This is a genomic window from Salegentibacter sp. 24 (assembly GCF_004362395.1).
In the GTDB taxonomy this organism is placed as follows: Bacteria; Bacteroidota; Bacteroidia; order Flavobacteriales; family Flavobacteriaceae; genus Salegentibacter.
The window spans coordinates 253,595-277,970 of the sequence record NZ_SNWE01000002.1 but is presented as its reverse complement, the minus strand read 5'-3'; the positions used below and the strand labels follow the sequence as shown (position 1 = coordinate 277,970).

The following is a 24,376-nucleotide window of genomic DNA, read 5'->3' as shown; positions in this document are numbered from 1 at the left end:
AAGAATTATATTAAACCTTTTGATATTTGTAAAGTCCTATACCGAAACCCCTACTGAATTGTTATGAAAAAGATTTTTTAGATTTAATCTTTGTAAAGATTAACTAGGACCGTTTAAATTATTTTGTTGAGTTTGTTTGAATTTTGAAAATGAGAGCAGCACTGGGAACTGAAAATTTAAATTTTATACCTGAGCCAGATAAAAATTAGCTCCCTCTGCTCTCTTTTTTATAGGAAATACTTCACAACCAGGCCTCCGGCGAGCCACAGATAACAAACAAACGCAATGTATTTTAAACTAGTTTCAAGCAACTGGCTTTTTGGAGCCATTTCTTTCATATGTTTCACATCTTTTCTTTTATAGAAACCCAGATAAATCAGAAAGCCAGATACCACTAAAAAAGCCATATTGAGCCAAAAAGTATAGTCTATTTTAAAATGATCTGTATTGGTAATCTTTACTGCAGAAGGGTCTGGTATTAGGTTAAAAAGATTAAAACCATAATGTAATAATAAGGAAGTTCCAATGAGCGCGGTAAAAAGTAGGAAAAGAATAAATAACGACATTTTCCAACCATAATATTTTGCATTAATCCTTAGAACCGGAAAAACAACCAGGTCACTAAAGATAAAAGCCATCACCCCCGCAAAACTTACTCCTTTTCCAAAAAGAAGTGCTGCTAAAGGGATATTTCCCATAGAACCAATAAAGGTTAGAAAGGCTGCAATTGGGCCGACAATGATATGCTCAAGAATTGTAAAAAAACCAAAGTTGGTATTACCATTTCCAGTGTTGATAAATAAAGTTTGAAAAAATGAATCGGGTACAAAAGCGGCAACAATCCCAGCAATTGTAAAGCCGAGGGTCACATCTTTCCATACCATTTTCCACTCCATTGCATATTGTTTGGAAACTTTAGCCCAGCTGGTTTCAGACTTTAGTTTCTTTTTCCAGGTTTTTTCAGAATGCTCATCCTCATCTCCATTTTCATCAAGCCGCTTTCGAGCATTTTTAATCAGTTTTTTAGGGTTAATAATTCTAATGAGCATCCAACTAATAAGAATAAGTAGTATTCCACCAATATATTCCCCCACTACAAATTGCCAGCCCAGAAAGATCGCAATTATAATTCCAAGCTCTATAACAAGGTTAGTTGAAGCGAGTAAAAAGGCAATTGCAGAGGGAAAACTCGCCCCCTTTTTAAAGAGACTTTTTGTAGAAGCAAGGGCTGAAAAACTACAGGAACTACTAATAAAACCAAAAAAAGTTCCCAGCAAAAGACTTTTAGATTCGTCTTTACCCATTGTTCTTTGCATTCGTTTTTCGGTTATAAAGATCTGGATACAACTGCTTATCACGTATCCCAAAATAAAGGCCCATAATGCCATCCAAAAAAATCCGGCACTAGTGTTGGCCGCTTCTCCCCATTTCGTAAAAAAATCCTGCATTTACTTAAATTTTTGGTTGATTAATACTTACTCTAATGTGGTGCTTTTTAATCGTAAGGCGTTCGCAATTACAGAAACCGAACTAAAACTCATAGCTAAAGCTGCGATCATGGGTGATAATAAAAGACCAAAAACCGGATATAAAACACCGGCAGCAATAGGTACTCCGATGGTATTATAAATCAATGCAAAAAATAAATTCTGCTTAATATTTCGCATCACTTTCTTACTAAGGTTTTTTGCCCTCTTCACTGCTTTTAAGTCACCTTTGACCAAAGTAATCTCCGCACTTTCTATAGCGACATCCGTACCTGTTCCCATCGCAATCCCAATATCCGATTGCGCTAATGCCGGCGCATCATTTATGCCATCACCGGCCATGGCCACTTTTTTTCCTTGTTGTTGAAGTTTTTTCACCTCACTTTGTTTGTCTTGCGGAAGCATCCCTGCCTTAAATCCAGTTAATCCTAATTCCTGGGCAACAGATTTTGCAGTTTTTTCATTATCTCCGGTAAACATAAAAACCTCAACCCCATCATCCATTAAGGATTTCAGTGCTTCTCTACTTGTTTTTTTTATCGGGTCTGTAATGGTAAAATATCCTCTTATTGTTCCATCTACCGAAATAAAGGAGACCGTCTTTCCTTTTTCCTGTTCAGCCGTTACATTTTTAATAATTTCTGAAGGGATTTCAATATTCTCAGCTTGCATCAACTTGTCATTCCCTATAGCTATTTTCTTATTATTTACAAATCCAGTAACTCCTTTTCCGGTAACAGAATTAAAATCCGTAGCTTCTGTAAATTTTAGTTTCTTTTCCCGTGCATAGTCTATAGTAGCTTTAGCCAGTGGATGTTCGCTTTGGGAGTTTACTGATGCGATCAGTTTTATTATCTCATCTTTGTTTTCTTCTGTCAGCACTTCCACTTTTTCTACTTTGGGTTTACCCTCAGTAATAGTTCCAGTTTTATCAATAATAAGAGTATCGATATCATCCATTTGTTCAAGGGCCCGGGCGTTTTTAATCAACACCCCATTTTGAGCACCTTTTCCCACTCCAACCATTACTGACATTGGCGTTGCCAAACCAAGAGCACATGGACAGGCTATAATTAATACCGCAATAGCATTTACAAGGGCATAGACATACCGAGGTTCGGGTCCGTAAATGGCCCATACAATGAACGTTAATACTGAGATCACCACTACAACAGGAACAAAATAAGCTGAAATCCTATCTGCCAATTTCTGAATAGGTGCCTGAGACCTGCTGGCTTCATTCACCATTTTAATGATTTGTGAAAGCAGGGTATGCTCTCCTACCTTTTCAGCACTCATCGTAAAACTCCGGTTTCCATTGATCGTTCCCGAACTTACCTTATCACCTTCAGATTTATCAACTGGAATAGGTTCGCCGGTAATCATCGATTCGTCTATACTGGAATTCCCTTTTTCAATTATACCATCCACAGGAATTTTATCTCCGGGCTTTACCCTTAGGATATCTCCTTTATGAATATCATCTATAGCAACTTCTTTTTCCTGGCCATCAACTACTTTTATCGCTTTGTTTGGAGCGAGTTTCAACAGTTCTTTAATCGCCGAATTTGTTTTACTATGTGCCCGGGCTTCTAACACCTGACCCAGCAGCACCAGGGTAAGAATCACCGTGGCAGCTTCAAAATAAACGTGAACCGTTCCCATTTCCGTTTTAAACTGGGGGGGAAAGAAATCGGGGAAAAACATACCAAAAACACTAAAGAGCCAGGCTACACCAGCACCAATACCAATAAGTGTGAACATATTGAGGTTCCAGGTTTTTATAGATCGCCAAGCTCGTTCAAAAAACATCCAGGTAGCATAAAACACTACCGGAATTGACAAGCCAAATTGTACCCAGTTCCAGTATTTCATTTCTAGAATATCGTAAAGGGGATTACCTGAAATCATCTCGGACATGGCGATTATAAAAATAGGTAGGGTAAAGGCAACTGCGATTTTAAACTTTCTCAGCAATCTTTTGTAAGATTTGCTTTCAGAGGATTCCTCAGGTTTTTTTGGGACAAGGTCCATCCCACATTTCGGGCAGGAACCAGGCCCCTTCTGTACTACTTCAGGGTGCATAGGGCAGGTATAATCTGTAGACCGTGGTTGGAGACTTGCCTCTTCAACTAAATCCATCCCACAAACAGGGCAATCCCCGGGTTGCTCGTATGTTTTATCCCCTTCGCAATGCATCGGACAGTAATAAACCCCATTACCCTTTATCTCGTTTGGGGAATTCTTTTTATTATTTTTTTCTTGTATGGTTTCTGGACCAGGTATTTCTCCAGGAGGATAAATATTGTAATTACTATCTTCAAGTGCTTTTTTAAATTCCTGAATTTCGATATGCCTTTTCATCTCGATTTCAGCAGAACCCGATTCCAGGTCTACCTGGGCACTAATTACACCTTCCACGTTTTTTAGGCTGTTTTCAACGTGGGCCCTGCAGCCCATGCAGGTCATTCCGGAAATTTGAAAATTGTGTTTCATAGTTATATTTAAAGAAATTAAGGCTGAATAAATTAATATTAGAACCCTGGATTTATCCCAGGGTCCATCTTGTTGAAGATATTAAATTTCCATAGTAAGACTATGGGAATAATTTCAGGATGTCTTGAAGCTAAAAACAGCCTTTTAAATGTAGGACTAACTTAGGTATTGTTCACAAGCTTCCACGCATTCACGGCAAGCCTGAGCACATTTTTGGCAATGATCGTGATCATGCTTGCTGCATTCCTGGGCACAGGCATTACAAATTTCCATACAGTATTTTACGAGTCCTTCTACATTTTGGTAACCAGTGGCCAGTACCGTATTAAGTGCGCTGCAAACCTCGGCACAAACTTTATCGGTTCTAATGCAATCTTTCATCATTTTCACATTCTCTTCCTCGAGACAAGCGTCAGCACAATAATTACAATGATTGATACAATTTCCTAAAGCATTCAACATTTTCTCATTTCTCATAATATTGATTTTTATTGGTTTAACTCAAAATTAAACACTAAAAACCGAAATGAGTTTTAAAATTATGGTAAGAAATTATAAGAATATGGAAAAAAATTTAAAATATTAAAGAAGAAAAACCTCAGAGTAAGAATATATCCATAGCTTCTGATAATTCCAAAATGCCTTTTTTAAAATCTAAAGGCTAAATATTATCGAGTGATTTTCGTTCAGAATGCCGCAGCTTAAATTGCGACGGATTTAAACCAGTTTCCTTTTTAAAGAAGGTGGAAAGATAAGCAGCACTGCCAAAGCCCATTTTGTCAGCAATCTCTGAAATATTCAATTCATCATATTCCAGTAATTCCTTTATGCGCTCTGCTTTTATTTTATTTTGAAAACTTTGGATACTTTTACCTTCGGCTTTGGTAAAAATACTGGTAAGATGGCTGTATTCATAATGTAGCTCCTGGCTTAAAACCTCAGAAAGTTTTTTATTTCCAAATTGATTGTGTTCATAAACCCAACCAATAACAACAGCTTTTATATCGGTTACGATTTTGTCTGCCCTTTCTGCCACTATTTCGAATCCGTTTGCCCGTAATGCTTCCCCTAAAAGTTCAAATTGAGATGCAGAAAGTTTATCTTTTAGTTCGATTCTACCTAAACTTACGTGCTTGAATTTAAGGTCATGTTGCTTTAAAGTATTCTTAACACTTTCAAGACAACGATCACAGACCATATTTTTAATATGCAGGATGTTTTGTTTCAAAATATTTTTAATTGAAATCCTACAGGACTTTTAAACCCTGTAGGATGATTAAATAGTTACTGGATAGTAGTTTCTATCCTGCCGCATTTTAGCATTTTATCTCCAAAATAGGGATTAAAAATATCTTTTGAATTGGAATACCAGTAATCGCCCTTGCCCTCAAAGGCCATTGGGCAGTATTGCTTATAAATTGCACCCGATTCTAAGGCATTATCCAATATTGGCTCCATAGCCGCGGTAAGCTTAGAAAATTCTTCTCGTTGTTTATTTACATCATCGGCTGCGGCAATGGCTTTGGCAATAACAGCTATTTTTTCTTTATCCGTGGCTATTTCAGCGAGATTTGCTGCTTCTCTACTTGCGGTAGCCGCATCACTATTTACAAAGGCATTTTTGATCTCCACATACGAATTATAAATTTTGGCGATAATTTCTTCCCTGAATTCAGCTTGTAATTCCTCCCCCTCATATGCTTCCACTACCTGCTCTTCTTCTGGCTGGTGCATTTCATTTTGCATCGGAACTGGAACATCCTCTTTTTTTTCTTCATTTTTACAGGAAAATATCACCGTACTTCCTGCAATAAGACATAGCATAGTTAGACTTCTCAGACTCTTTTTCTTCATTTTTATTTAATTTAATGTTTATGGAATTTAAAAAGGTTTAATCTTTAATATTGATTCTGTTAATATTAGCAGTTCCAAATACCAGTACAAAAAAATAGAGTACGGTCTCCAAAATTACTAAGAATTTAGCCGAAAGCGACAAAGGCACAAAATCGCCATAACCTACGGTGGAAAATGAAATTAGCGAATAATAGATAAATTCAAAAAATAAAAATATTGAAGGTTCTGTTATCACTAAATTAGTTTTAAAATTGGCCGCCTCGTTTAAATATAGTGCATAATAATCTGATGCAAATGAAATTATAATTAGGCTAACTATAAGTGCAAAAAGGCTTAATACGTGTTCTAAATAATGGCTATCTCCCAGTATTTTGCTCAATTGTTTAAAAGTAATTCTAACAATTAGAAATGCCTTTATAACTGCAATAATAATTATCGCCCATTTCCAGGCTTCGTTATCCAATGCTTTTGGCAAAAAGAGGAAATATAAAAACGCCAGAATTAATATTGTAGCTGAAGTCCACCCTGCTTTAGCTAACAATTGCCCGTAAAACTTTTTGTCAGCCTCTTTTTTGTTACTCATTTTTTATTCTTCTTTTCTAAATATTAATCCTCAATCACACCGGCAACTTCTCCACAGGTTAGCATAGCGCTCCCATAATAGGGATTTCTAATAACTTCAGAAAGGCTCAACCAATTAGCACCCTTTTCATTGTTTGCCATTGGACAGTGCTGAATGTAAACCTGCTGATCAAAAGGTTTTAAACTCCTAGCTATGTCGATCATTACTGTGGAAAGATCAACAAATTCATTCCTGAAAACTGAAATATTGTTAGCAGCCTTTAAATCGCCTATCGAGGATTGAAGCCTATTAATATAATTCTCAATGTCATCTGCTAGCTTAGTCTCGAAAGCTGATAGATCAAGGCTTTCCATTTTATTTTCCAAGGCAGAAAGCTGTCTGCTGGCTAATTCAAAATCGTCGGCAACAAGAGCATCTTTTAAATTTAAATAGGAAGTAAAAACGGGTTGGATTTCCGACTTTTCACTTACAGTTAAGACAATTCCGGTAGGGTGATTTTCTTCAGGATTCATCATACTGGGTTTTCCGGCTAATTGCACCGCAGCGTCTACGGTAAAAGTTCCATTGACTACAATTTCCTCTCCAACACTCAATCCTTCTTCCACTACATATGAATCTCCCAGCGAAGCACCTAAAACAATCTCTCGCAACTTAAATCCAGTTCCACTTTCTACATCTTCCTTTACATAAACCAGGGAGCGCTTTCCCGTCCATAGAACAGCAGATTCAGGAATTACAATTTTCTCATTTTCGGAATAAATTTTATTAACTAACATTCCGGTAGCAAACATTCCAGGTTTAATGCGCCCGTTTTGGTTATCAATTTCTACTCTAGCTGTTGCTACACGTGTGTTATTATTCAACAAAGGATCTATAAAATCAATTTCCCCCGTAAAACTTTCACCGGGAAGTGATTCAATAGTATACTCTATAATACTCCCTTCTTTTATCCAGGACATATTGCTTTCATAAACATCAAAAAGCACCCAAAGTTCTTCGAGATTTGCAATTTCATAAATAGGCATTCCCCTCTCCAGGTAATCACCTTGTTCTGCCATTAATTCGGTAACTACCCCACCAACATCAGCGGTTATAGGAAAACGTTCTATGGGTTCGCCTCTGCTTAACATATTATTTATCTGGGTATCGCTTATTTTCCAGTTTCTTAGTTTTTCTTTTGCTGCTTCAAAAAGTTCTGGCTGACTTTTCTTAATCTGGGCTGCCTGTAATAATTCTTCCTGTGCGGTTACTAATTCCGGAGAATAAACACTTCCTATAACTTGACCCTGATTCACTTTTTCACCCGTAAAATTTACGCGTAACTGCTCAATTCTTCCCGGAATATGGGTAGATTGTGTGTAGGTGTTTCGTTCATCCAACTCAACTTTACCATTAAGTCTTATTTCTTTTGAAGCCTCCTCAGAGCCTACAATTAAGGTTTCAACATTTGCAAGCTTCATCGCATTTTCACTCATGACAAACAGATCAGGATCCACCTGGCTTCCACTTTTTGCTACCGGAATAAGATCCATCCCACAAATCGGACAATCACCCGGTTCACTCTGACGCACAGCAGGATGCATCGAGCAAGTCCAAATTTGATTTTCAGAAACTTCTAAATGTTCATGTACTTCCTTTTTAGACTCCCCTCCGCCTCCAAAAAGCAAGTATCCCAACAAAATCCCCCCGAGAAGAATTCCTGCAGCTTTCCATATATGATTAATTCGTTTCATCGTAATTTTCAGTTTTAGCTAATAAATAATCCATTTTTGCCTGTGCCGTAAACCCGGCTTTCAAAGCTTCTATTTGCTGAATTTTCAACATTAAAATATCCTGATTCATTCGTAGCACCTCTTCAAAGTCCCCGTCATCATTACCAAATGCCGAAACCAAAAGATTGCTGGCCTGGTTAGAAACTTCAAGTTGCCGCTCGTAAAGTTTTAAGAGTTTTGCGGCTTTATTTAAATTGTATAAAATTTTCTCAAATTCACTTTGCAATTGGTTCTTTCGAGCTTGCTTATTCATACTTACTGCCTCTTGCATTAATTCGGCCTCTTTTTCAGCTGCCTTATATTTAGTTCTAAAAATGGGTATACTCACCGAAAACATGGGCATAATCGCATCTTGACCATTATGGACCGGATTGGCATCGGTACGTTCGGAAATAATTGCATAATCCACACCGATTCCAAAATTCGGCAAACCTGCTTTTTCAGCTATTTCAGCCCGTCTCTGATAAGCTTCTTGCTGCCTGTCAAATTTGATCAATTCAGGATGCAATGCTACAACTTCTTCCGCATTGATTGTTTCAAACTGAACAGCCCCGTCAAATATCAAAGTATCCTGAATAGGAACCTCTGCATTTGGATTTCTATTAAGTAGTAGGTTAAACTGTTTTTTTAAACTTGACAAAAGTTCTTCTTCCAGTGCTATTTCGGTTAAAGCTTCCTCTTGTTTAATATCCACTCGCAATACATTCACCATTTTGGAACTGCCGCTTCTGAATTTACTCAATGAAAGTTTACGATAGGAATCTAAAATATCCAGGTTTTCCTGTTTTAAAACAATAGTCCCTTTAATAGCAAAAAGTTCAGCATAAGCTTGCTTTATTTCAGAAAATAAACCGGCACGCATTGCTAGATATTCCTGAAATTTCGCCTCTGCCAATAAATTCGCAGCCTCTTGTTTTGCCTCTAAGGTTCCAAACCAGGGAAACATCTGCATTAATCCCAATCGAGCTTCCTGAGCACCCAATCGGGTTTCTATCATTCTCCCAAAGGCACTGATACTCAGGGTAGGGTCAGGTAATGATGACACCTGCGGAGCTTCCTGCAATGCAGCCTTGAACTGGGTATAGGACGCTTCCAACTCCGGATTGTTCTTGGCAGCAATCTGAAGGTACTCTTCTAAATCCTGGGCAAGCCCTACCCCTCCCCAAATTGGAATTAATAATAAGCTTAAGATTATATCCTTTTTCTTTATTTTCATCTTTTGATTTTTATTTTCATCAGAAATGTTAAGTTTCAATTGTTTCTGATTCTTCTCCATTATCTATCCGAAAATTACGTGATGTATTTTCTCTCCATATGGCCTGTAAAACCGGCACTACAAAAATCGTCATAATTTGAATCAGCATTCCACCTACAATGGGAATGGCCATGGGCACCATAATATCGGAACCTTTCCCGGTTGAAGTTAGCACGGGAAAAAGTGCGATTATAGTAACGGCAGTAGTCATCATAGCGGGACGAACCCGTTTTAGACCCGCTTCCATTACTGCGTCACGAACTTCTTTGACAGTTTGAGGATTTCTGCGTTCAAAAACCTGGTGAATATAAGTACCCATTAAAACCCCATCATCTGTAGCGATACCGAATAATGCGATGAAACCAACCCATACGGCTACACTTAAATTGATTTCGTGCATTTGAAAAAGATCTCGCATATTGGTGCCGAACATTCCAAAATCCATAAACCAGCCCTGGCCGTATAACCAAATCATGATAAATCCTCCGGCAAAGGCCACAAATACTCCTGAAAAATGAATTGTTGAGGCAATAATTGTCTTAAACTGAAAATATAACAACAGGAAAATGATTACCAAACATATAGGAATAAGGATTGAAAGTCGTTTTACCGCCCGCACCTGATTTTCGTAATTTCCGGAGAATTTAAAACTCACACCTGGAGGAACTTCTAATTTTCCGGTATCAATTTTCTCCTGAATATAATTTTTAGCATCATTTACCACATTTACTTCCGCGAAGCCGTCGCGTTTATCAAAGAGTACATATCCGGTTAAAAAAGTATCTTCACTTTTAATCATTTGTGGGCCACGCTCATAATTGAGATCAGCAAGTTCGCCTAAGGGAATTTGAGCTCCATCTGAAGTTGGCACCAGAATTTGTTTAATGCTTTCTGGGTTATCCCGTAATTCCCTGGGATATCTAACCCTTACCGGAAAACGCTCTCGACCTTCTACTGTAGAGGTAATTTTCATTCCGCCAATGGCAGTTTCTATAGTTTGCTGTACATCTTCGATGCTCAGCCCGTAGCGGGCTATCGCGTTCCGATCTATATCTATTTCCAAGTAAGGTTTTCCTACCACCCGGTCGGCGAAAACAGCTTCCGACTTAACCGATGGCACTTCTTTTAGGAGTTCTTCCAGTTCAATCCCAAATTCCTGGATCGTCCTAAGGTCTGGGCCGTACACCTTTATTCCCATTGGAGCTCGCATTCCGGTTTGCAACATCACAAGACGGGTCTCTATAGGTTGTAATTTTGGCGCTGAAGTAACCCCGGGAAGTTTTGTACGTTCCGCGATTTCATTCCAAATATCATCAGGACTATGAATATGTTCTCGCCAGTTTCGGTAAAATTCCCCATCTTCATCCGCTATTAAATTCTCCGCAGAAACATCGCCTGCAATAGCTTCAGAATTAGTTAAAGTATCCCCTGACTCCAAAATAAAGCGTCCTTTCCCATCCACCTTAAAACGCTGCATAGATCCATCTTCCCCACGAATAAATTCGGATTTATAATTGATAATATTTTCATACATAGAAATGGGAGCAGGATCTAAGGCGGTTTCCGCCCTTCCCAGTTTTCCGACTGCAACCTCCACTTCAGGTATGCTAGTCACCGCCATATCAAGCTGTTTTAAAATCTTGATACTTTCTTCCATTCCAACGTGTGGCATCGTGGTCGGCATTAGCAAAAAGCTACCTTCGTTAAGCGAAGGCATAAATTCTTTTCCCACACCTGGAAAAGTATGCGTCAGCCCGCTCCATACATCAGTTGTTTTTATATTCCATCCGACTTTCTCAAATCCAGTTGCCACAAATCCAAATAATTTTGGAAAGCCAAGCCAGATCATGGTTCCAAAAAATATAGTGACTATAGGTATGGTAAGAAATTTCACTTTATTGACTAAACACCAATTTAATATAGGTTCATAAAATTTTACGATCATCATTAGAACCACCAAAGTAATGGTCAGCAGCAGAATCACGAAAATATAATTGGCAAAGACGGATTTCTGAAAACCAAGTGGCATCCACTCCTTGGCAAGGAAAAGAATGGTGACCCCTAGGATTACTCCCGGTATAATTAAATGAGAATATTTACCCAAAAACTGTGGATTCCTGTCTTCAACAAGTTTTAAAAGTCCAATTAGGGTTAAGGCCAATGGCAACCAAAATGTAAAAACAATAGCCAGCGAGATTCCCGAAACTATTAGGATAAGATTCCAAATTCGCTGGGTTTTACTTTTATCAATTTTAATATTGAAAAAGAAATACGATAACATTGGTAAAACAAAAACCCCGATAAGAAAAGCAGAAACGAGCGCAAAAGTTTTGGTAAAGGCCAAAGGACGAAATAATTTACCCTCGGCATGTTCCATAAAGAAAACAGGGATAAAACTTACGATGGTAGTTGCAAGCGCAGTGGTTACCGCAGGAGCAACTTCCGCAGTGGCATTATAGATTATTCCGGCGAGTTTCTTACCTCGGGAATTTTTGTATTCTGGCATTTCGAGCCAACGAATGGTATTCTCAACAAAAACAATCCCTACATCTACCATAACTCCGATGGCAATAGCAATTCCAGAAAGGGCAACCACATTGGCATCTACCCCAAAATAGCGCATCGCAATAAAGGTCATAAGCACAGCTACTGGTAATAGGCTTGAAATAAGGACCGATGCTCGCAGGTTTAAAACCAACACGATAATTACAATAATACTAATTAGCACCTCGTGAGAAAGTGCACTTTCCAATGTATTTATAGTTTCATTTATTAATTGTGTTCTATCGTAAAAAGGAACAATGGTCAACTGACTTTGTGTTCCATCAGCAAGGGTCTTGGTCGGAAGTCCTGAAGATATTTCCTGAATTTTATCTTTTGTGTTTTGAATTACTGCCAATGGATTTGAGCCATATCGGGCGACAACCACGCCACCCACCACTTCAGCGCCTCCCTTGTCCAAAACACCCCGTCGCTGTGCTGGGCCAAGTTTGACCTTTCCAATATCTTTGATAAGTATCGGTGTGTTTTCTTTTTCGGCAACAACTGTATTTTCTATATCTTCTATAGATTCTATATAACCTAATCCTCGCACCAGGTACTCAACTTTATTTACTTCTAAAGTTTTAGCCCCGGCATCCCGGTTGGAATTCTTTACCGCCATCATGACTTCATCAATTCCAATCCCGTAAGCTTTTAGAGCTTCTGGATTTACATCAATTTGATATTCCTGCACAAATCCACCAATGGAAGCTACTTCCGAAACACCTTTAGCGCCACTTAATCCCAGCTTTACATAATAATCCTGTATTTTACGCAATTCGTGTAGATCCCACCCTCCTGTTACATTTCCATTTTTATCGCGCCCTTCTAAAGTATACCAAAAAACCTGGCCCAAACCAGTAGCATCTGGCCCTAAAGCAGGTTGAGCATCATCAGGTAATAAGCCGGTTGGTAAAGAATTCAATTTCTCCAAGATTCTACTCCTGGACCAATAAAATTCAACGTCCTCTTCAAAAATGATATAGATACTTGAAAATCCAAACATAGAAGAACTACGTATAGATTTCACGCCAGGAATTCCCAATAGCGAACTGGTAAGCGGGTAGGTGATTTGATCTTCTATATCCTGGGGGGATCGTCCGGGCCAATCGGTAAATACTATTTGTTGATTCTCTCCAATATCTGGGATAGCATCAACGGGAACCGGGTCACTTGGCAGAAATCCCGTATCCCAATCAAAAGGTGCAGTTACCAGTCCCCAGCCGATTAGAAATATCAATAGCAAGATAGAAACCAACCGGTTATAAAGGAAATATTTGATAATCTTATTGAACATAATTTGGATATACATTTATAAAACAACAAAACGCTGAAAAACAATATAGATGGAAAGAGAGGGTTACCTCAAAACCAAATTGCAAATGCCATCTGGACCTACAAAGGAATTTGTAATTCCCCTATTGTTTCGCCACGAGAATTTTATATCATTTCGAAACAGGATGACATTTTTAAAAATTTATATCAAATAAGAAAAACCTGGTCTACCAGCTGTATATCTTTGACCAGAAAGGGAGGAGAATAATTTCTAAACGGAACAATTTCTTCTGAAAAGTCTTCAAAAACGAAGAGATAAGAATGAAAAAAGCCAGTTAAAAAAAGTTGTTGGTTAAGGTCTAAAGAATCAAATTGATGTTTTAATTCGTCCTGTCCTTTAACCGCCACCTTTTCATTGGTGCAACAGGAAGTTTCAGCTGAAGCTTCCATTTCCATCCCGCAGGTTTCAGCTTCAGAAAAAATTGCTTTATCAACCAAAAGACTTCCACAGAAATGTTTATCTACTGTAAAAGAGAAGGTTGAAAACAGCACCAAAAATGCCATTATTACAGAAACGCTATGTTGAAAAGCTTTTTTCATCCGTTACAAAAATAGGCAATTTTTTACAATAAAGCCTTTCCAGGTTTTTCGGAATAACTTCAAAATTATGGGTTTTTACGTTTTTGTAATCGATAATAATAAAAAGCAGGTAACAGAATAAGGATAAACAAGGGGTGAATTAAAAAGCGTCGAACATAAAATAAGCCCATTACATTTTGGGAGTTTAGATTAAAATAGAGTATGCAAAAACAGCTCAGGCTCATACCATACAGCAATATGAAAAGTAAAGCTGCAAATTTCACAATATTCCTATCGCGAAAAGCTACGAAAAGGATTACTAAGGAAATTAAGGTATTCAACCAGAAACGTAAACTAATATGCAATACCAATGTTGAAAAAGTAATATCAGGAACTTTCATTGCCAGATATCCTCCATAGCGATAAAAATCTATTAGCGGATCGTAAAAAAGTTGTTTTTCAAAAAGTCTAACCAAGACTAGCATAACAACTAAAAACACCATTTGCGAAAGTCTAATTAGCTGTTTCATACTTTCTGTTTTTGGCTGTAAATCCTTACCCAAATTACCCAAAGTAAAAATACCGTACCATAAATAATTAAGGGGAAAATGATACTGTGGAGGAATTCTGTATACTGAGAAAATTCATAGATCCCTATCGCGAGAATAGCGATTCTAATTATATTCATGGCATATATTATTACAGCGCCAGCCAAGAGATAAAGAAGTGTTAATTTTAATTTCCCAAAAAAAGAAAGTACAAAAGCGGAGAATAATATAATAATACTTACAGCGTTGCAACCTTCTACAATCCTGGCCAAATATACCTGGTTAACTATAAGCTTCATAGAAAGCTCTGACTGATGCGGTAAAATTTGGGCATCATAACCAAAACTATTTATCAAAGCTTCACTTTGTATGGCTACCAAATGGGTTATATAATCGGGAAAATAAACCGGGTATCTAAAAAATTCTAAATACAAATTGTAAGCCAGCGTAAAAACCAGGTAGCTACCTAAAAACATAAAGATGAAACGAAGTACCGATTTATATTTTAGGAATAAATTGAGCAACTTTAGAATGGGTTTTTAACAAATTTATACAAATATGAGTCTGCGCTTGCTATAATTTTTGAATACTTTTGCTACAAAATATCAATTATGCCTTTTCAGAAATTAAAACCGGAAATCAAATCAATTATTGAAAACGAAAATCTTTCTATTGACCATAGGTTATCCCAGGTTTGCGAAATTTTAAAAGAAAACATCCCATACTATGACTGGGTCGGTTTTTATTTTAAAAATGGTGATAAAAACGAATTGAAATTACGCTCTTTTGCAGGCGAACCTACCGATCATATTATTATTCCCTTTGGAAAAGGAATTTGCGGCCAGGTAGCCGTTTCTAATAAAAACTTCGTGGTTCCCGATGTAAAAACGCAAAATAATTATATTGCCTGCAGTATTAATGTAAAAGCTGAAATTGTTGTACCGCTTTTCTTAAACGATGAAAACATTGGGCAGATCGATATAGATTCCCATACCGCAGATCCTTTTTCTAAAGAAGATGAAGAATTTTTGGAGTGGGTAAATGCACGAGTTGCGGAAGTATTAAAGGTCTAGGAAGGAAGCAGGAGACTAAGAGCAAAACTCTAATTTTTATCTAACTATTACATTCCGGTTCGAATGGCTTCCACAGGGTCTAATTTCGAAGCTGAAATCGCAGGAATAATTCCGGAAATCAATCCAATTACAGCGGAAACCGCGGTTCCTATAAACATATTCCAGGATGAAAGCACAAATTCAAAATCACCTGTGAATTGTGAAGCAGCCAGGGAAACTAACCAAACAAGACCTAAGCCAACCAGTCCTCCGATAATAGCCAGTATTATCGCTTCAAATAAAAACTGAAATAAAATAAATTTGTTCTTTGCTCCTAGAGATTTCTGAATACCAATTAGGTTAGTTCGTTCTTTAACGCTCACAAACATAATATTGGCAATTCCAAATCCACCAACCAGTAAGGAAAACCCGCTAATAATAAGCCCAATGAAATTGAGCTGATTAGTAATATTATCAATAAAATCAGCAAAACCCTGTAATTGATTTACGAAAAAATTATTTATATCTCCAGGTTTTATCCCACGATAATTTCTAAGTTGTTGTTCTAAAACGGCAATATATTCCGCGTTGTCCACCCCGTCTTCAGGTTTTAAAACAAGTTGCGGAAACACGCCTTTGTTACTATCCCCGTAAACTCTTCTGGCAATATTAACCGGAAGAAAAACCTGGCCATCCCGGGATCCTCCGAAAAGGCTTGCTCCCTGTTTCTCAAGTACGCCAATTACGGTAAGTTTCCTGCCATACATGCGTACTTCTTTTCCAAGTGCATTAAAATTGCCAAAGAGATTATTTGCAATTTCGTGACCCAAAACAATTACCGGAGAACCGCTCACAGACTCAGATTCATTAAAAAAGCGTCCCTCTTCAAGTTCCAGGGCTTCTATTTCGTAATATTCGTGGGTTACCGCACCAACACCAACGCCAGTGCTAGTAACATCCTGGTACTTTATAGATTCTTCAGGTACACCAATGGTATAACTGATAGATTCAGTATTTGGTAAGTTCCTTTTTAGGAATTGATATTCATCATAAGAAACATCCGGAAATTGCTGTCGTTTCCATTGGGGAATTTCGGTAGGACCAAAAGAAAAACGCATAACAATAATGGTGCTGTTATCCAAGGCGCTTAAACTTCCTTTAATTTCACGCTCTAAAGAATCTACAGCCGCAAGCACTCCAATTATGGAAAAAATCCCAATGGTCACCCCAAGCAGAGACAAAAATGTCCTTAACTTATTGTTTTTAAGTGCGTTTATCGCAAAATTAAAACTCTCTTTAAGTACGCGTAAATATATTAACATAATAAATAAAGCCCGGGGGAGATCCACAAAGCATTAGATTGAAAAAATAAATTTTTATGACGCTAAATCGGCCCATTTCAAATCTCTCCTAGTGAGTAACTCAGCAGGGATTTTTATGTACTTATTGGTATGACGCCCAGCTTTAAATTTCGTTACAAAATTTATCGATAAATAAAGTAAATGCCTTTTATGTTTTTGGGTTAAATACTTACTTTTGCCACTTTAACAAATACAACACAATGAGCGACTTAAAAAAAGCAAAATCTGCTTTAATTTCTGTATTCAGCAAAGACGGCCTGGGGCCTATCGTCAAAAAACTTAACGATCTGGGAATTACCATTTACTCTACCGGAGGCACCGAGAAATTTATCAGGGACCTTGGAATTAACGTAGTTCCCGTAGAAGAGGTAACTTCCTATCCTTCCATTTTAGGAGGAAGGGTGAAAACGCTCCACCCAAAAGTTTTCGGCGGAATATTAAACCGTCAGGATAACGAAACTGATGTTAAGGAACTTAACCAATACGAAATACCCCAGATAGACATTGTGATTGTTGACCTTTATCCTTTTGAAAAAACTCTAGCTTCAGGAGCTTCAGAACAGGATATTATTGAAAAAATAGATATTGGTGGAATTTCGCTAATCCGCGCTGCCGCCAAGAACTTCAAAGACGTCCTTTGTGTTTCTTCAGTAGAAGATTATAAAGATTTTGAAAACCTACTGGTAGAGAAAAATGGTGAAACCAGTCTAGCGGACCGGAAACATTTTGCCGGTAAAGCTTTCAATATTTCTTCGCATTATGATACTGCTATCTTCAACTATTTTAATACCGAAGGAAAAGTAAAAGTCCATAAGGAAAGTATCCAAAGTGGAAAAGAACTGCGATATGGAGAGAACCCACATCAAAAAGGAACTTTTTATGGAGATTTTGATGCCATGTTTGCAAAACTGCACGGAAAAGAACTATCTTACAATAATCTTCTCGATGTGGATGCAGCAGTGAATCTGATCAACGAGTTCAAAGGTGAATCCCCCACGTTTGCAATTTTGAAACATAATAATGCATGTGGCTTGGCGCAACGTGATACTATCCACCAGGCTTATTTGGATGCTTTAGCTGGAGATCCAGTTTCAGCATTTGGTGGAGTTCTAATCAGTAATGTTGAAATTGACAAAGTCACGGCTGAAGAGATCCATAAATTATTCTGTGAGGTGGTTATTGCTCCCTCATTCTCCGGCGAGGCCGAAGAAATCCTCAAAGGAAAAAAGAACAGGATCTTATTGATTCAGAAAGATACAGAACTTCCCAAGAAACAAGTAAGAACTTGTCTAAACGGGGTTTTGGTTCAGGATAAAGACAACAAAACAGATGCGCTCATAGATTTAAAAGAAGCTACCAACAATAAACCAACGGATACCGAGTTATCTGATTTGTTGTTTGCATCAAAAATTTGCAAACACACAAAATCGAACACAATTGTCCTGGCTAAAAACAAACAATTATGTGCCAGTGGAACCGGACAAACTTCTCGTGTAGATGCCTTAAGGCATAGCATTGAGAAAGCCAGGTCGTTTAAATTTGATTTAAATGGCGCAGTTATGGCCAGTGATGCATTTTTCCCTTTCCCTGATTGCGTGGAGATTGCTGGAAAGGCAGGCATTACAGCCGTAATCCAACCTGGCGGGTCTATAAAAGATCAGCTCAGTATAGATTACTGCAATGAAAATAATATAGCAATGGTGATCACAGGAACACGCCATTTTAAGCATTAATTTTATTACATTTACCAAACCTCAATACCGAACAAACCATGGGATTTTTTGACTTTCTCATTGAAGAAATAGCAATAGATTTAGGAACTGCAAACACCCTTATTATCCACAACGATAAAGTGGTTGTAGACAGTCCCTCCATTGTTGCGCGAGACCGCACTACTGGGAAAATAACCGCAGTAGGGAAAGAAGCTGCGATGATGCAGGGAAAAACCCATGAAAACATCAAAACCATTCGTCCTCTAAAAGACGGGGTAATTGCAGATTTTGACGCCAGTGAGAAGATGCTCACCATGTTCATTAAGGAAATTCCCGCTCTAAAAAAGAAAATGTTTACTCCAGCACTTCGAATGGTTATTTGTATACCATCTGGAATCACGGAGGTGGAAATGCGTGCGGTTAAAGAAAGTGCAGAGCGTGTTAACGGAAAAGAGGTTTATCTTATTCACGAACCCATGGCTGCGGCAATTGGTATTGGGGTAGATATTATGCAGCCCAAAGGTAATATGATCGTAGATATAGGGGGTGGTACTACTGAAATTGCGGTTATTGCACTTGGAGGAATTGTATGTGATAAATCGGTTAAAATCGCCGGTGATGTTTTCACCAACGATATTGTTTATTATATGCGCACCCAACATAACCTCTATGTAGGCGAGCGCACGGCTGAAAAAATAAAAATTCAGATCGGTGCAGCGACTGAAGATTTGGAGGTTCCGCCAGAAGAAATGAGCGTACAGGGCCGTGACCTATTAACAGGAAAACCCAAGCAAGTAAACATTTCTTACCGGGAGATTGCTAAAGCTTTAGATAAATCAATTTTAAGGATAGAAGACGCGGTTATGGAAACCTTGTCCCAAACCCCACCAGAATTAGCAGCCGATATATACAATACCGGGATTTATCTCGCAGGGGGTGGATCTATGCTTAGGGGACTGGATAAAAGGTTATCCCAAAAAACCGATCTTCCGGTTTATATCGCTGAAGATCCCTTAAGGGCCGTGGTTAGGGGAACCGGAATATGCTTAAAGACCCTGAACCGATACAAGGGAATTTTGATAAAGTAGGAGAAATAGTTGTATGCAGCAAATTTTCAATTTTCTTATTCGGAATAAGAATAATATCTTATTCTTATTCTTGCTTGCATTATCTGTATTTTTCACGATTCAAACACATTCTTTTCATAAAAGTAGCTTTATAAGTTCGGCAAATAGCCTTACCGGGGGAATCTATTCCTGGGCCAACGATTTTGACAAGTATATGCATTTAGATGAATACAATGAGCGGTTAATGGAAGAAAATAAGCAACTTCGCAATGTACTCACTAATTTAAAAGACACTATTCCCATAGAGAACTATACCGATACTTCCAGTTTTGAGGGTACTTATTATTTCAGAACCGCAAGAGTTATAAATAATAATTATTCCAAACCAAACAATTTTCTAACCTTAAACCAGGGGAAGGAATCTGGTATTAAAGCAGATTTTGGAGTTATTACCAGCAAAGGAGTAATCGGAATCGTCGACCGTGTTAATAAAAGATTTTCCAGGGTAATTTCGATATTAAACTCAGAATCTAAAATTAATGCACAACTTAGTAAAACCAATCATTTTGGAAGTTTAATCTGGAACGGTGAAAATCCTAATATCGTTCAGTTAATAGACGTGCCTCGTCAAGCGCCTGTCAAAAAAGGAGATACCATAATAACAGGGGGTAAATCCTTGATTTTTCCGGAAGGAATTCCTATTGGTCAAATTGAAAATTTTGAGCTGGACCAAAGCCAAAGTTATTATACCATTGATGTCAAGCTTTTTAATGATATGACAAATATTGGTTATGTCTATGTAATTGAAAACCTGGATAAAGAAAATATACAGGAATTAGAGCGGGAAGATGAACAATAACATTGTAAAAAATAGCATTAGATTTTTAGGCCTGGTATTAATACAGGTACTCATCCTAAGTAACATTAACTTTTTAGGATACATAAACCCCTATCTATACATATTATTCATTTTACTTTATCCCTTTAATTCCAATCGAAGTCTTTTTTTAATTCTCTCGTTCCTATTGGGTTTCAGTATCGACCTTTTTGAAGACAGCGGCGGGGCTCACGCCGCAGCCTGCCTGGTACTAGCTTTTGTAAGACCTAATTTATTACGATTTTCCTTTGGTATAAGCTACGATCATCAAAACTTAAGACTTTCCACTACACCTTTTGGAGCAAGAGTGAGTTATATTTTTATAAGTATTTTAATTCATCATTTTATCTTATTTTTCTTGGAAATGTTCAGCTTAAGTCATATAATAATAGTGCTCAAAAAAACGTTATTTGCAGGGCTTTTTAGTGTTATTCTAATTATGTTAAGCTTAGCGGTTTTCAGTAAAAAATATAGATGAGAAAATTACTTTTATACATTATTATTCTTACCACGGGCATTGTTTTTCTTGCCCGCTTATTCTATTTACAAATAATGGACGAATCTTTTACGGTTCGTTCGCAGGATAATGCCATAGAAATAGTTTACGATTATCCGCAGCGGGGCTATATTTCTGACCGAAACGGGAAATTAATGGTTTCTAACCAGCCCTCGTACGATGTAATGGCAATACCACGAAACCTAAAACCCTTTGATACTACTGAATTCTGTAAAATTCTAAGTATAGAACCCGAAGAATTGGGGCGGCGTTTAGACAAAGCCAAGATTTATTCTCCTATCCTTCCATCGGTAATTATTCCCCAGCTAACAAAAGCTGAATATGCTTATTTGCAGGAGAAAATGAGAAAATATGAAGGTTTCTACATTCAGAAGCGTTCTTTAAGAGATTATCAGGTGGACCACAGCGCAAATGTATTGGGGTATATCGCACAGGTAAATCAGCAAAAAATTAATGAAGATCCATACTATATTTCGGGTGACCTTATAGGAAGAAGCGGCGTAGAAAAAGTATACGAAGATTTGTTGCGTGGAAAAAAAGGTGTAAAGTACATTCAGAAAGATAGGTTTAATCGTAATATTGGACCATATAAAGATGGAATATATGATACCCTCCCAACAAAAGGGAAAGACATAACTATTACCATAGATGCACAACTTCAGGCCTATGGTGAAAAATTAATGGAAAACAAAAGGGGGGGCATTGTGGCCATTGAACCAGAAAGTGGAGAAATTTTATCTTTGATAACTGCTCCAAATTACGATCCTTCCTTACTAGTAGGCAGAAAAAGATCTCCTAATTATACTCGGCTTTATTACGATTCTATTGCACGGCCTCTTTATGACCGTGGACTCTTAGCTGAATATCCTCCCGGATCTCCTTTTAAAACATTAACCGCTTTAATTGGACTTCAGGAAGGTGTCGTAGATACCGATGATACATTTTCCTGTAATAACGGGTACAACTATGGCGCAAGGCGTCCTTTGGGCTGTCATTCTCATCCAAGCCCTCTGGATATGGTCCCGGGTATTGCTCACTCCTGTAATTCCTATTTTGCGCAGGTTTATCGTAAAACAATTGAAAAATTCCCTACCCCTCAGGAAGGAATTAATACATGGAACAAACATTTAAAAAGTTTTGGCCTGGGACAATTTATGGGTAATGATCTCAGCACAGGCAGGCCGGGCAAAATACCAGATGCAGAATATTACAACCAAATTTATGACTACCCAACCTATGAGTGGTATGCTACCGCCACAATTTCTAATGCTATCGGTCAGGGAGAGGTTTTGATGACCCCGATTCAATTAGCAAATATGACGGCTATTATAGCAAATCGTGGTTGGTACTATACCCCGCATATTTTGAAAAAAATTGAAGGTGATCCCATTAAAGAAGAAAAATTCACGAAAAAGAACAAAACTACCATAGATCCTAAACATTTTGAACCTGTAGTAGAAGGCATGCACCAGGTATATAAAAAAGGGACTGCAAGCAGTTTACAGATACCTGGAATCGAAATTGCGGGAAAAACCGGAACTGCAGAGAACTTTACAGAGATTGATGGAAAGCGCACGCAGCTTACCGATCACTCAATCTTTATTGCTTTTGCCCCGGTTGACGATCCTAAAATAGCGATTGCCGTATTTGTTGAAAACGGATACTGGGGGAGTCGATACGCAGGAAGGATTGCCAGCTTAATGGTAGAAAAATATCTTAAAAAGGAAATAACCCGAACCGATATGGAAGACTGGATCTTAAACCACAGTCTTAAAGAGGAATATGCCAAACCGCTTAGTGGAGAACCTTTTAGAATTAATCAATAAATGGGGAAAAGCGCAACGGGATTCGATTGGATTACTATTTTAATTTACCTTTTGTTAGTAGGCTTTGGCTGGGCGAACATTTATTCTGCATCCTTAGCTGAAGATCATTCCGATTTTTTTGAATTTTCTCAAATATACAGCAAACAGGCGCTTTGGATTATTTTAAGTTTCCTTCTGGTTATTATCCTATTATCTATTGAAGCGAAATTCTATCAACGTTTTTCAAGTGTCATTTATGCGATAAGTCTTTTAAGTCTAGCAGGCCTATTTATTTTTGGTAGTACCATTGCAGGTCAAACAGCATGGTATCAAATAGGCCCGGTAAGCATACAGCCTGCAGAGTTTGCAAAGGCGGCCACGGCACTGGCCGTAGCAAAATACTTAAGTGGTATACAAACCAATATTAAAGATTTCACACATCAATTGCGAGTCTTTCTAATTGTTGGATTACCCATGCTTTTAGTACTACTCCAGCCCGATGCAGGAAGCGCTATGATTTATTTTTCTTTCGCCTTTGCCCTGTACAGGGAAGGTTTGCATTTTGCTTATTTACTTCTTGGGTTTTTTGCTGCTATTTTATTTGTAGCCACCCTGGCTTTTGGTCCTTTATGGGTAATCGGAGGTGTTCTTATTATTCTAATCCTAACTTACCTTAAAAATTTAAAAAGGCGGCCAAACCTAATCAAGTATCTCTTTTTTGCAGCGGTTGCGGTAGGCTTTTCACTTTCGGTGAATTATGTATTTCAAAATGTTTTTAAACAACATCATCGCGATAGGTTTAATATTGTGCTGGGAAGAGAAGTAGACTCCAGGGGAATAGGCTATAATACCAACCAGAGCGAAATTGCCATAGGGAGTGGCGGTTTATTTGGAAAAGGCTGGACAGAAGGAACCCAAACCAAAGGACACTTTGTTCCCGAGCAACACACCGATTATATCTTCAGTACCGTAGGAGAAGAATGGGGTTTTCTTGGCAGCACTTTTATTATTGGCCTCTTTGTGCTATTAATGCTAAGACTAATTTATCTTGCGGAAAGACAGCGTTCAACTTTTAATAGGGTCTATGGATACGGAGTTATAGGAATTATCTTTATGCACTTTCTAGTAAATATAGGAATGGTGATTGGTATTTTTCCTACTGTTGGCATCCCCTTACCTTTTTTGAGTTACGGGGGGTCAGGGCTCTGGGGATTTACCATCCTTCTTTTTATATTCGTAAAGTTGGATTCAGAAAGAATGTCTTTTAATTAATTATAACTATCTATCAAAAGCAAGACAGCTGCAACTATTAAAATAATTATCGGGTAAATATATTTTCGTTTTAACATATACAAATTTAATATTTTTCAATTAAAGCAGAGATTATATTATTTACCACCTCTACTATAGCCTAATTTGAAGAAGGATATTCGTGAGTATTCTGCTTTAGCATCTTTTTAATTTCAGGGAAGGGGTTCTAATTTACTCCCTTAAGCTACTATCCAAACCTAACCTATCATTAATAGTCTTGGTTTGAACAATTGCCGGGTTTAACGCCATTATAAGGCAAATTTTTTACTGTTTAATCACACCCT

Annotated in this window: 19 protein-coding genes; 6 read left to right on the top strand and 13 right to left on the bottom strand. The window is 37.8% G+C overall.

What is annotated here, in order from left to right; translation table 11 throughout:
- Positions 1-227: 227 nt before the first annotated feature.
- The 12 genes from DET49_RS02575 to xrtF all read right to left on the bottom strand — a co-directional run bounded on the left by DET49_RS02575 (position 228) and on the right by xrtF (position 14,914).
- A complete protein-coding gene (locus DET49_RS02575; RefSeq protein WP_133546592.1) occupies positions 228-1,448 on the bottom strand; it encodes a permease in 1,221 nt (406 codons plus the stop codon).
- Between the two features lie 27 nt (positions 1,449-1,475).
- Positions 1,476-3,983 carry a heavy metal translocating P-type ATPase gene (locus DET49_RS02570; RefSeq protein ID WP_133546591.1) on the bottom strand — a complete coding sequence of 836 codons (2,508 nt, stop codon included), beginning with the start codon at positions 3,981-3,983 and terminating at the stop codon, positions 1,476-1,478.
- 156 nt (positions 3,984-4,139) lie between these two features.
- Complete coding sequence (locus DET49_RS02565; protein WP_133546590.1) at positions 4,140-4,460, bottom strand: four-helix bundle copper-binding protein; 321 nt, start codon at positions 4,458-4,460, stop codon at positions 4,140-4,142.
- Between the two features lie 184 nt (positions 4,461-4,644).
- Entirely contained in the window at positions 4,645-5,211 is a 567-nt protein-coding gene (locus tag DET49_RS02560) for a helix-turn-helix domain-containing protein (protein WP_133546589.1), read from the bottom strand.
- Positions 5,212-5,267: 56 nt separating this feature from the next.
- A complete protein-coding gene (locus DET49_RS02555; RefSeq protein ID WP_133546588.1) occupies positions 5,268-5,837 on the bottom strand; it encodes a DUF3347 domain-containing protein in 570 nt (189 codons plus the stop codon).
- 37 nt (positions 5,838-5,874) lie between these two features.
- On the bottom strand, positions 5,875-6,420 hold the full coding sequence (locus DET49_RS02550) for an ion channel (protein WP_133546587.1): 546 nt from the start codon (positions 6,418-6,420) through the stop codon (positions 5,875-5,877).
- A gap of 23 nt (positions 6,421-6,443) precedes the next feature.
- Positions 6,444-8,153 (bottom strand): efflux RND transporter periplasmic adaptor subunit, encoded by a 1,710-nt coding sequence (locus tag DET49_RS02545; RefSeq protein WP_133546586.1) that lies wholly within the window; start codon positions 8,151-8,153, stop codon positions 6,444-6,446.
- Entirely contained in the window at positions 8,140-9,408 is a 1,269-nt protein-coding gene (locus tag DET49_RS02540) for a TolC family protein (protein ID WP_166636529.1), read from the bottom strand. The genes DET49_RS02545 and DET49_RS02540 overlap by 14 nt, the downstream gene beginning before the upstream one ends.
- 28 nt (positions 9,409-9,436) lie before the next feature.
- A complete protein-coding gene (locus DET49_RS02535) occupies positions 9,437-13,285 on the bottom strand; it encodes an efflux RND transporter permease subunit (RefSeq protein WP_133546584.1) in 3,849 nt (1,282 codons plus the stop codon).
- Positions 13,286-13,470: 185 nt separating this feature from the next.
- Positions 13,471-13,863, bottom strand: coding sequence for an HYC_CC_PP family protein (locus DET49_RS02530; RefSeq protein WP_133546583.1), 393 nt, complete (start codon positions 13,861-13,863; stop codon positions 13,471-13,473).
- 65 nt (positions 13,864-13,928) lie between these two features.
- On the bottom strand, positions 13,929-14,372 hold the full coding sequence (locus DET49_RS02525; RefSeq protein WP_133546582.1) for an exosortase F system-associated membrane protein: 444 nt from the start codon (positions 14,370-14,372) through the stop codon (positions 13,929-13,931).
- A complete protein-coding gene (xrtF, locus tag DET49_RS02520) occupies positions 14,369-14,914 on the bottom strand; it encodes an exosortase family protein XrtF (RefSeq protein WP_133546581.1) in 546 nt (181 codons plus the stop codon). The genes DET49_RS02525 and xrtF overlap by 4 nt, the downstream gene beginning before the upstream one ends.
- Before the next feature lie 87 nt (positions 14,915-15,001).
- Here xrtF and DET49_RS02515 point away from each other — a divergent pair, with 87 nt between their 5' ends.
- Positions 15,002-15,463, top strand: a complete 462-nt coding sequence (locus DET49_RS02515) for a GAF domain-containing protein (RefSeq protein WP_133546580.1) — start codon at positions 15,002-15,004, stop codon at positions 15,461-15,463.
- Between the two features lie 47 nt (positions 15,464-15,510).
- Here DET49_RS02515 and DET49_RS02510 read toward each other — a convergent pair whose 3' ends face one another.
- Positions 15,511-16,764 carry an ABC transporter permease gene (locus DET49_RS02510; protein ID WP_133546579.1) on the bottom strand — a complete coding sequence of 418 codons (1,254 nt, stop codon included), beginning with the start codon at positions 16,762-16,764 and terminating at the stop codon, positions 15,511-15,513.
- A gap of 239 nt (positions 16,765-17,003) precedes the next feature.
- Here DET49_RS02510 and purH point away from each other — a divergent pair, with 239 nt between their 5' ends.
- The 5 genes from purH (at position 17,004) to rodA (ending at position 24,053) form a co-directional block, all read left to right on the top strand.
- Positions 17,004-18,536, top strand: coding sequence for a bifunctional phosphoribosylaminoimidazolecarboxamide formyltransferase/IMP cyclohydrolase (purH, locus tag DET49_RS02505; protein ID WP_133546578.1), 1,533 nt, complete (start codon positions 17,004-17,006; stop codon positions 18,534-18,536).
- 38 nt (positions 18,537-18,574) lie between these two features.
- Positions 18,575-19,603: a rod shape-determining protein gene (locus DET49_RS02500; RefSeq protein WP_057482684.1), complete on the top strand. Its 1,029-nt coding sequence runs from the start codon at positions 18,575-18,577 to the stop codon at positions 19,601-19,603.
- A 13-nt stretch (positions 19,604-19,616) separates the two neighbouring features.
- On the top strand, positions 19,617-20,441 hold the full coding sequence (gene mreC, locus DET49_RS02495) for a rod shape-determining protein MreC (RefSeq protein ID WP_133546577.1): 825 nt from the start codon (positions 19,617-19,619) through the stop codon (positions 20,439-20,441).
- A gap of 492 nt (positions 20,442-20,933) precedes the next feature.
- Positions 20,934-22,802, top strand: coding sequence for a penicillin-binding protein 2 (gene mrdA, locus DET49_RS02485; protein ID WP_133546575.1), 1,869 nt, complete (start codon positions 20,934-20,936; stop codon positions 22,800-22,802).
- On the top strand, positions 22,803-24,053 hold the full coding sequence (rodA, locus tag DET49_RS02480; RefSeq protein WP_133546574.1) for a rod shape-determining protein RodA: 1,251 nt from the start codon (positions 22,803-22,805) through the stop codon (positions 24,051-24,053).
- Positions 24,054-24,376 lie beyond the last annotated feature (323 nt).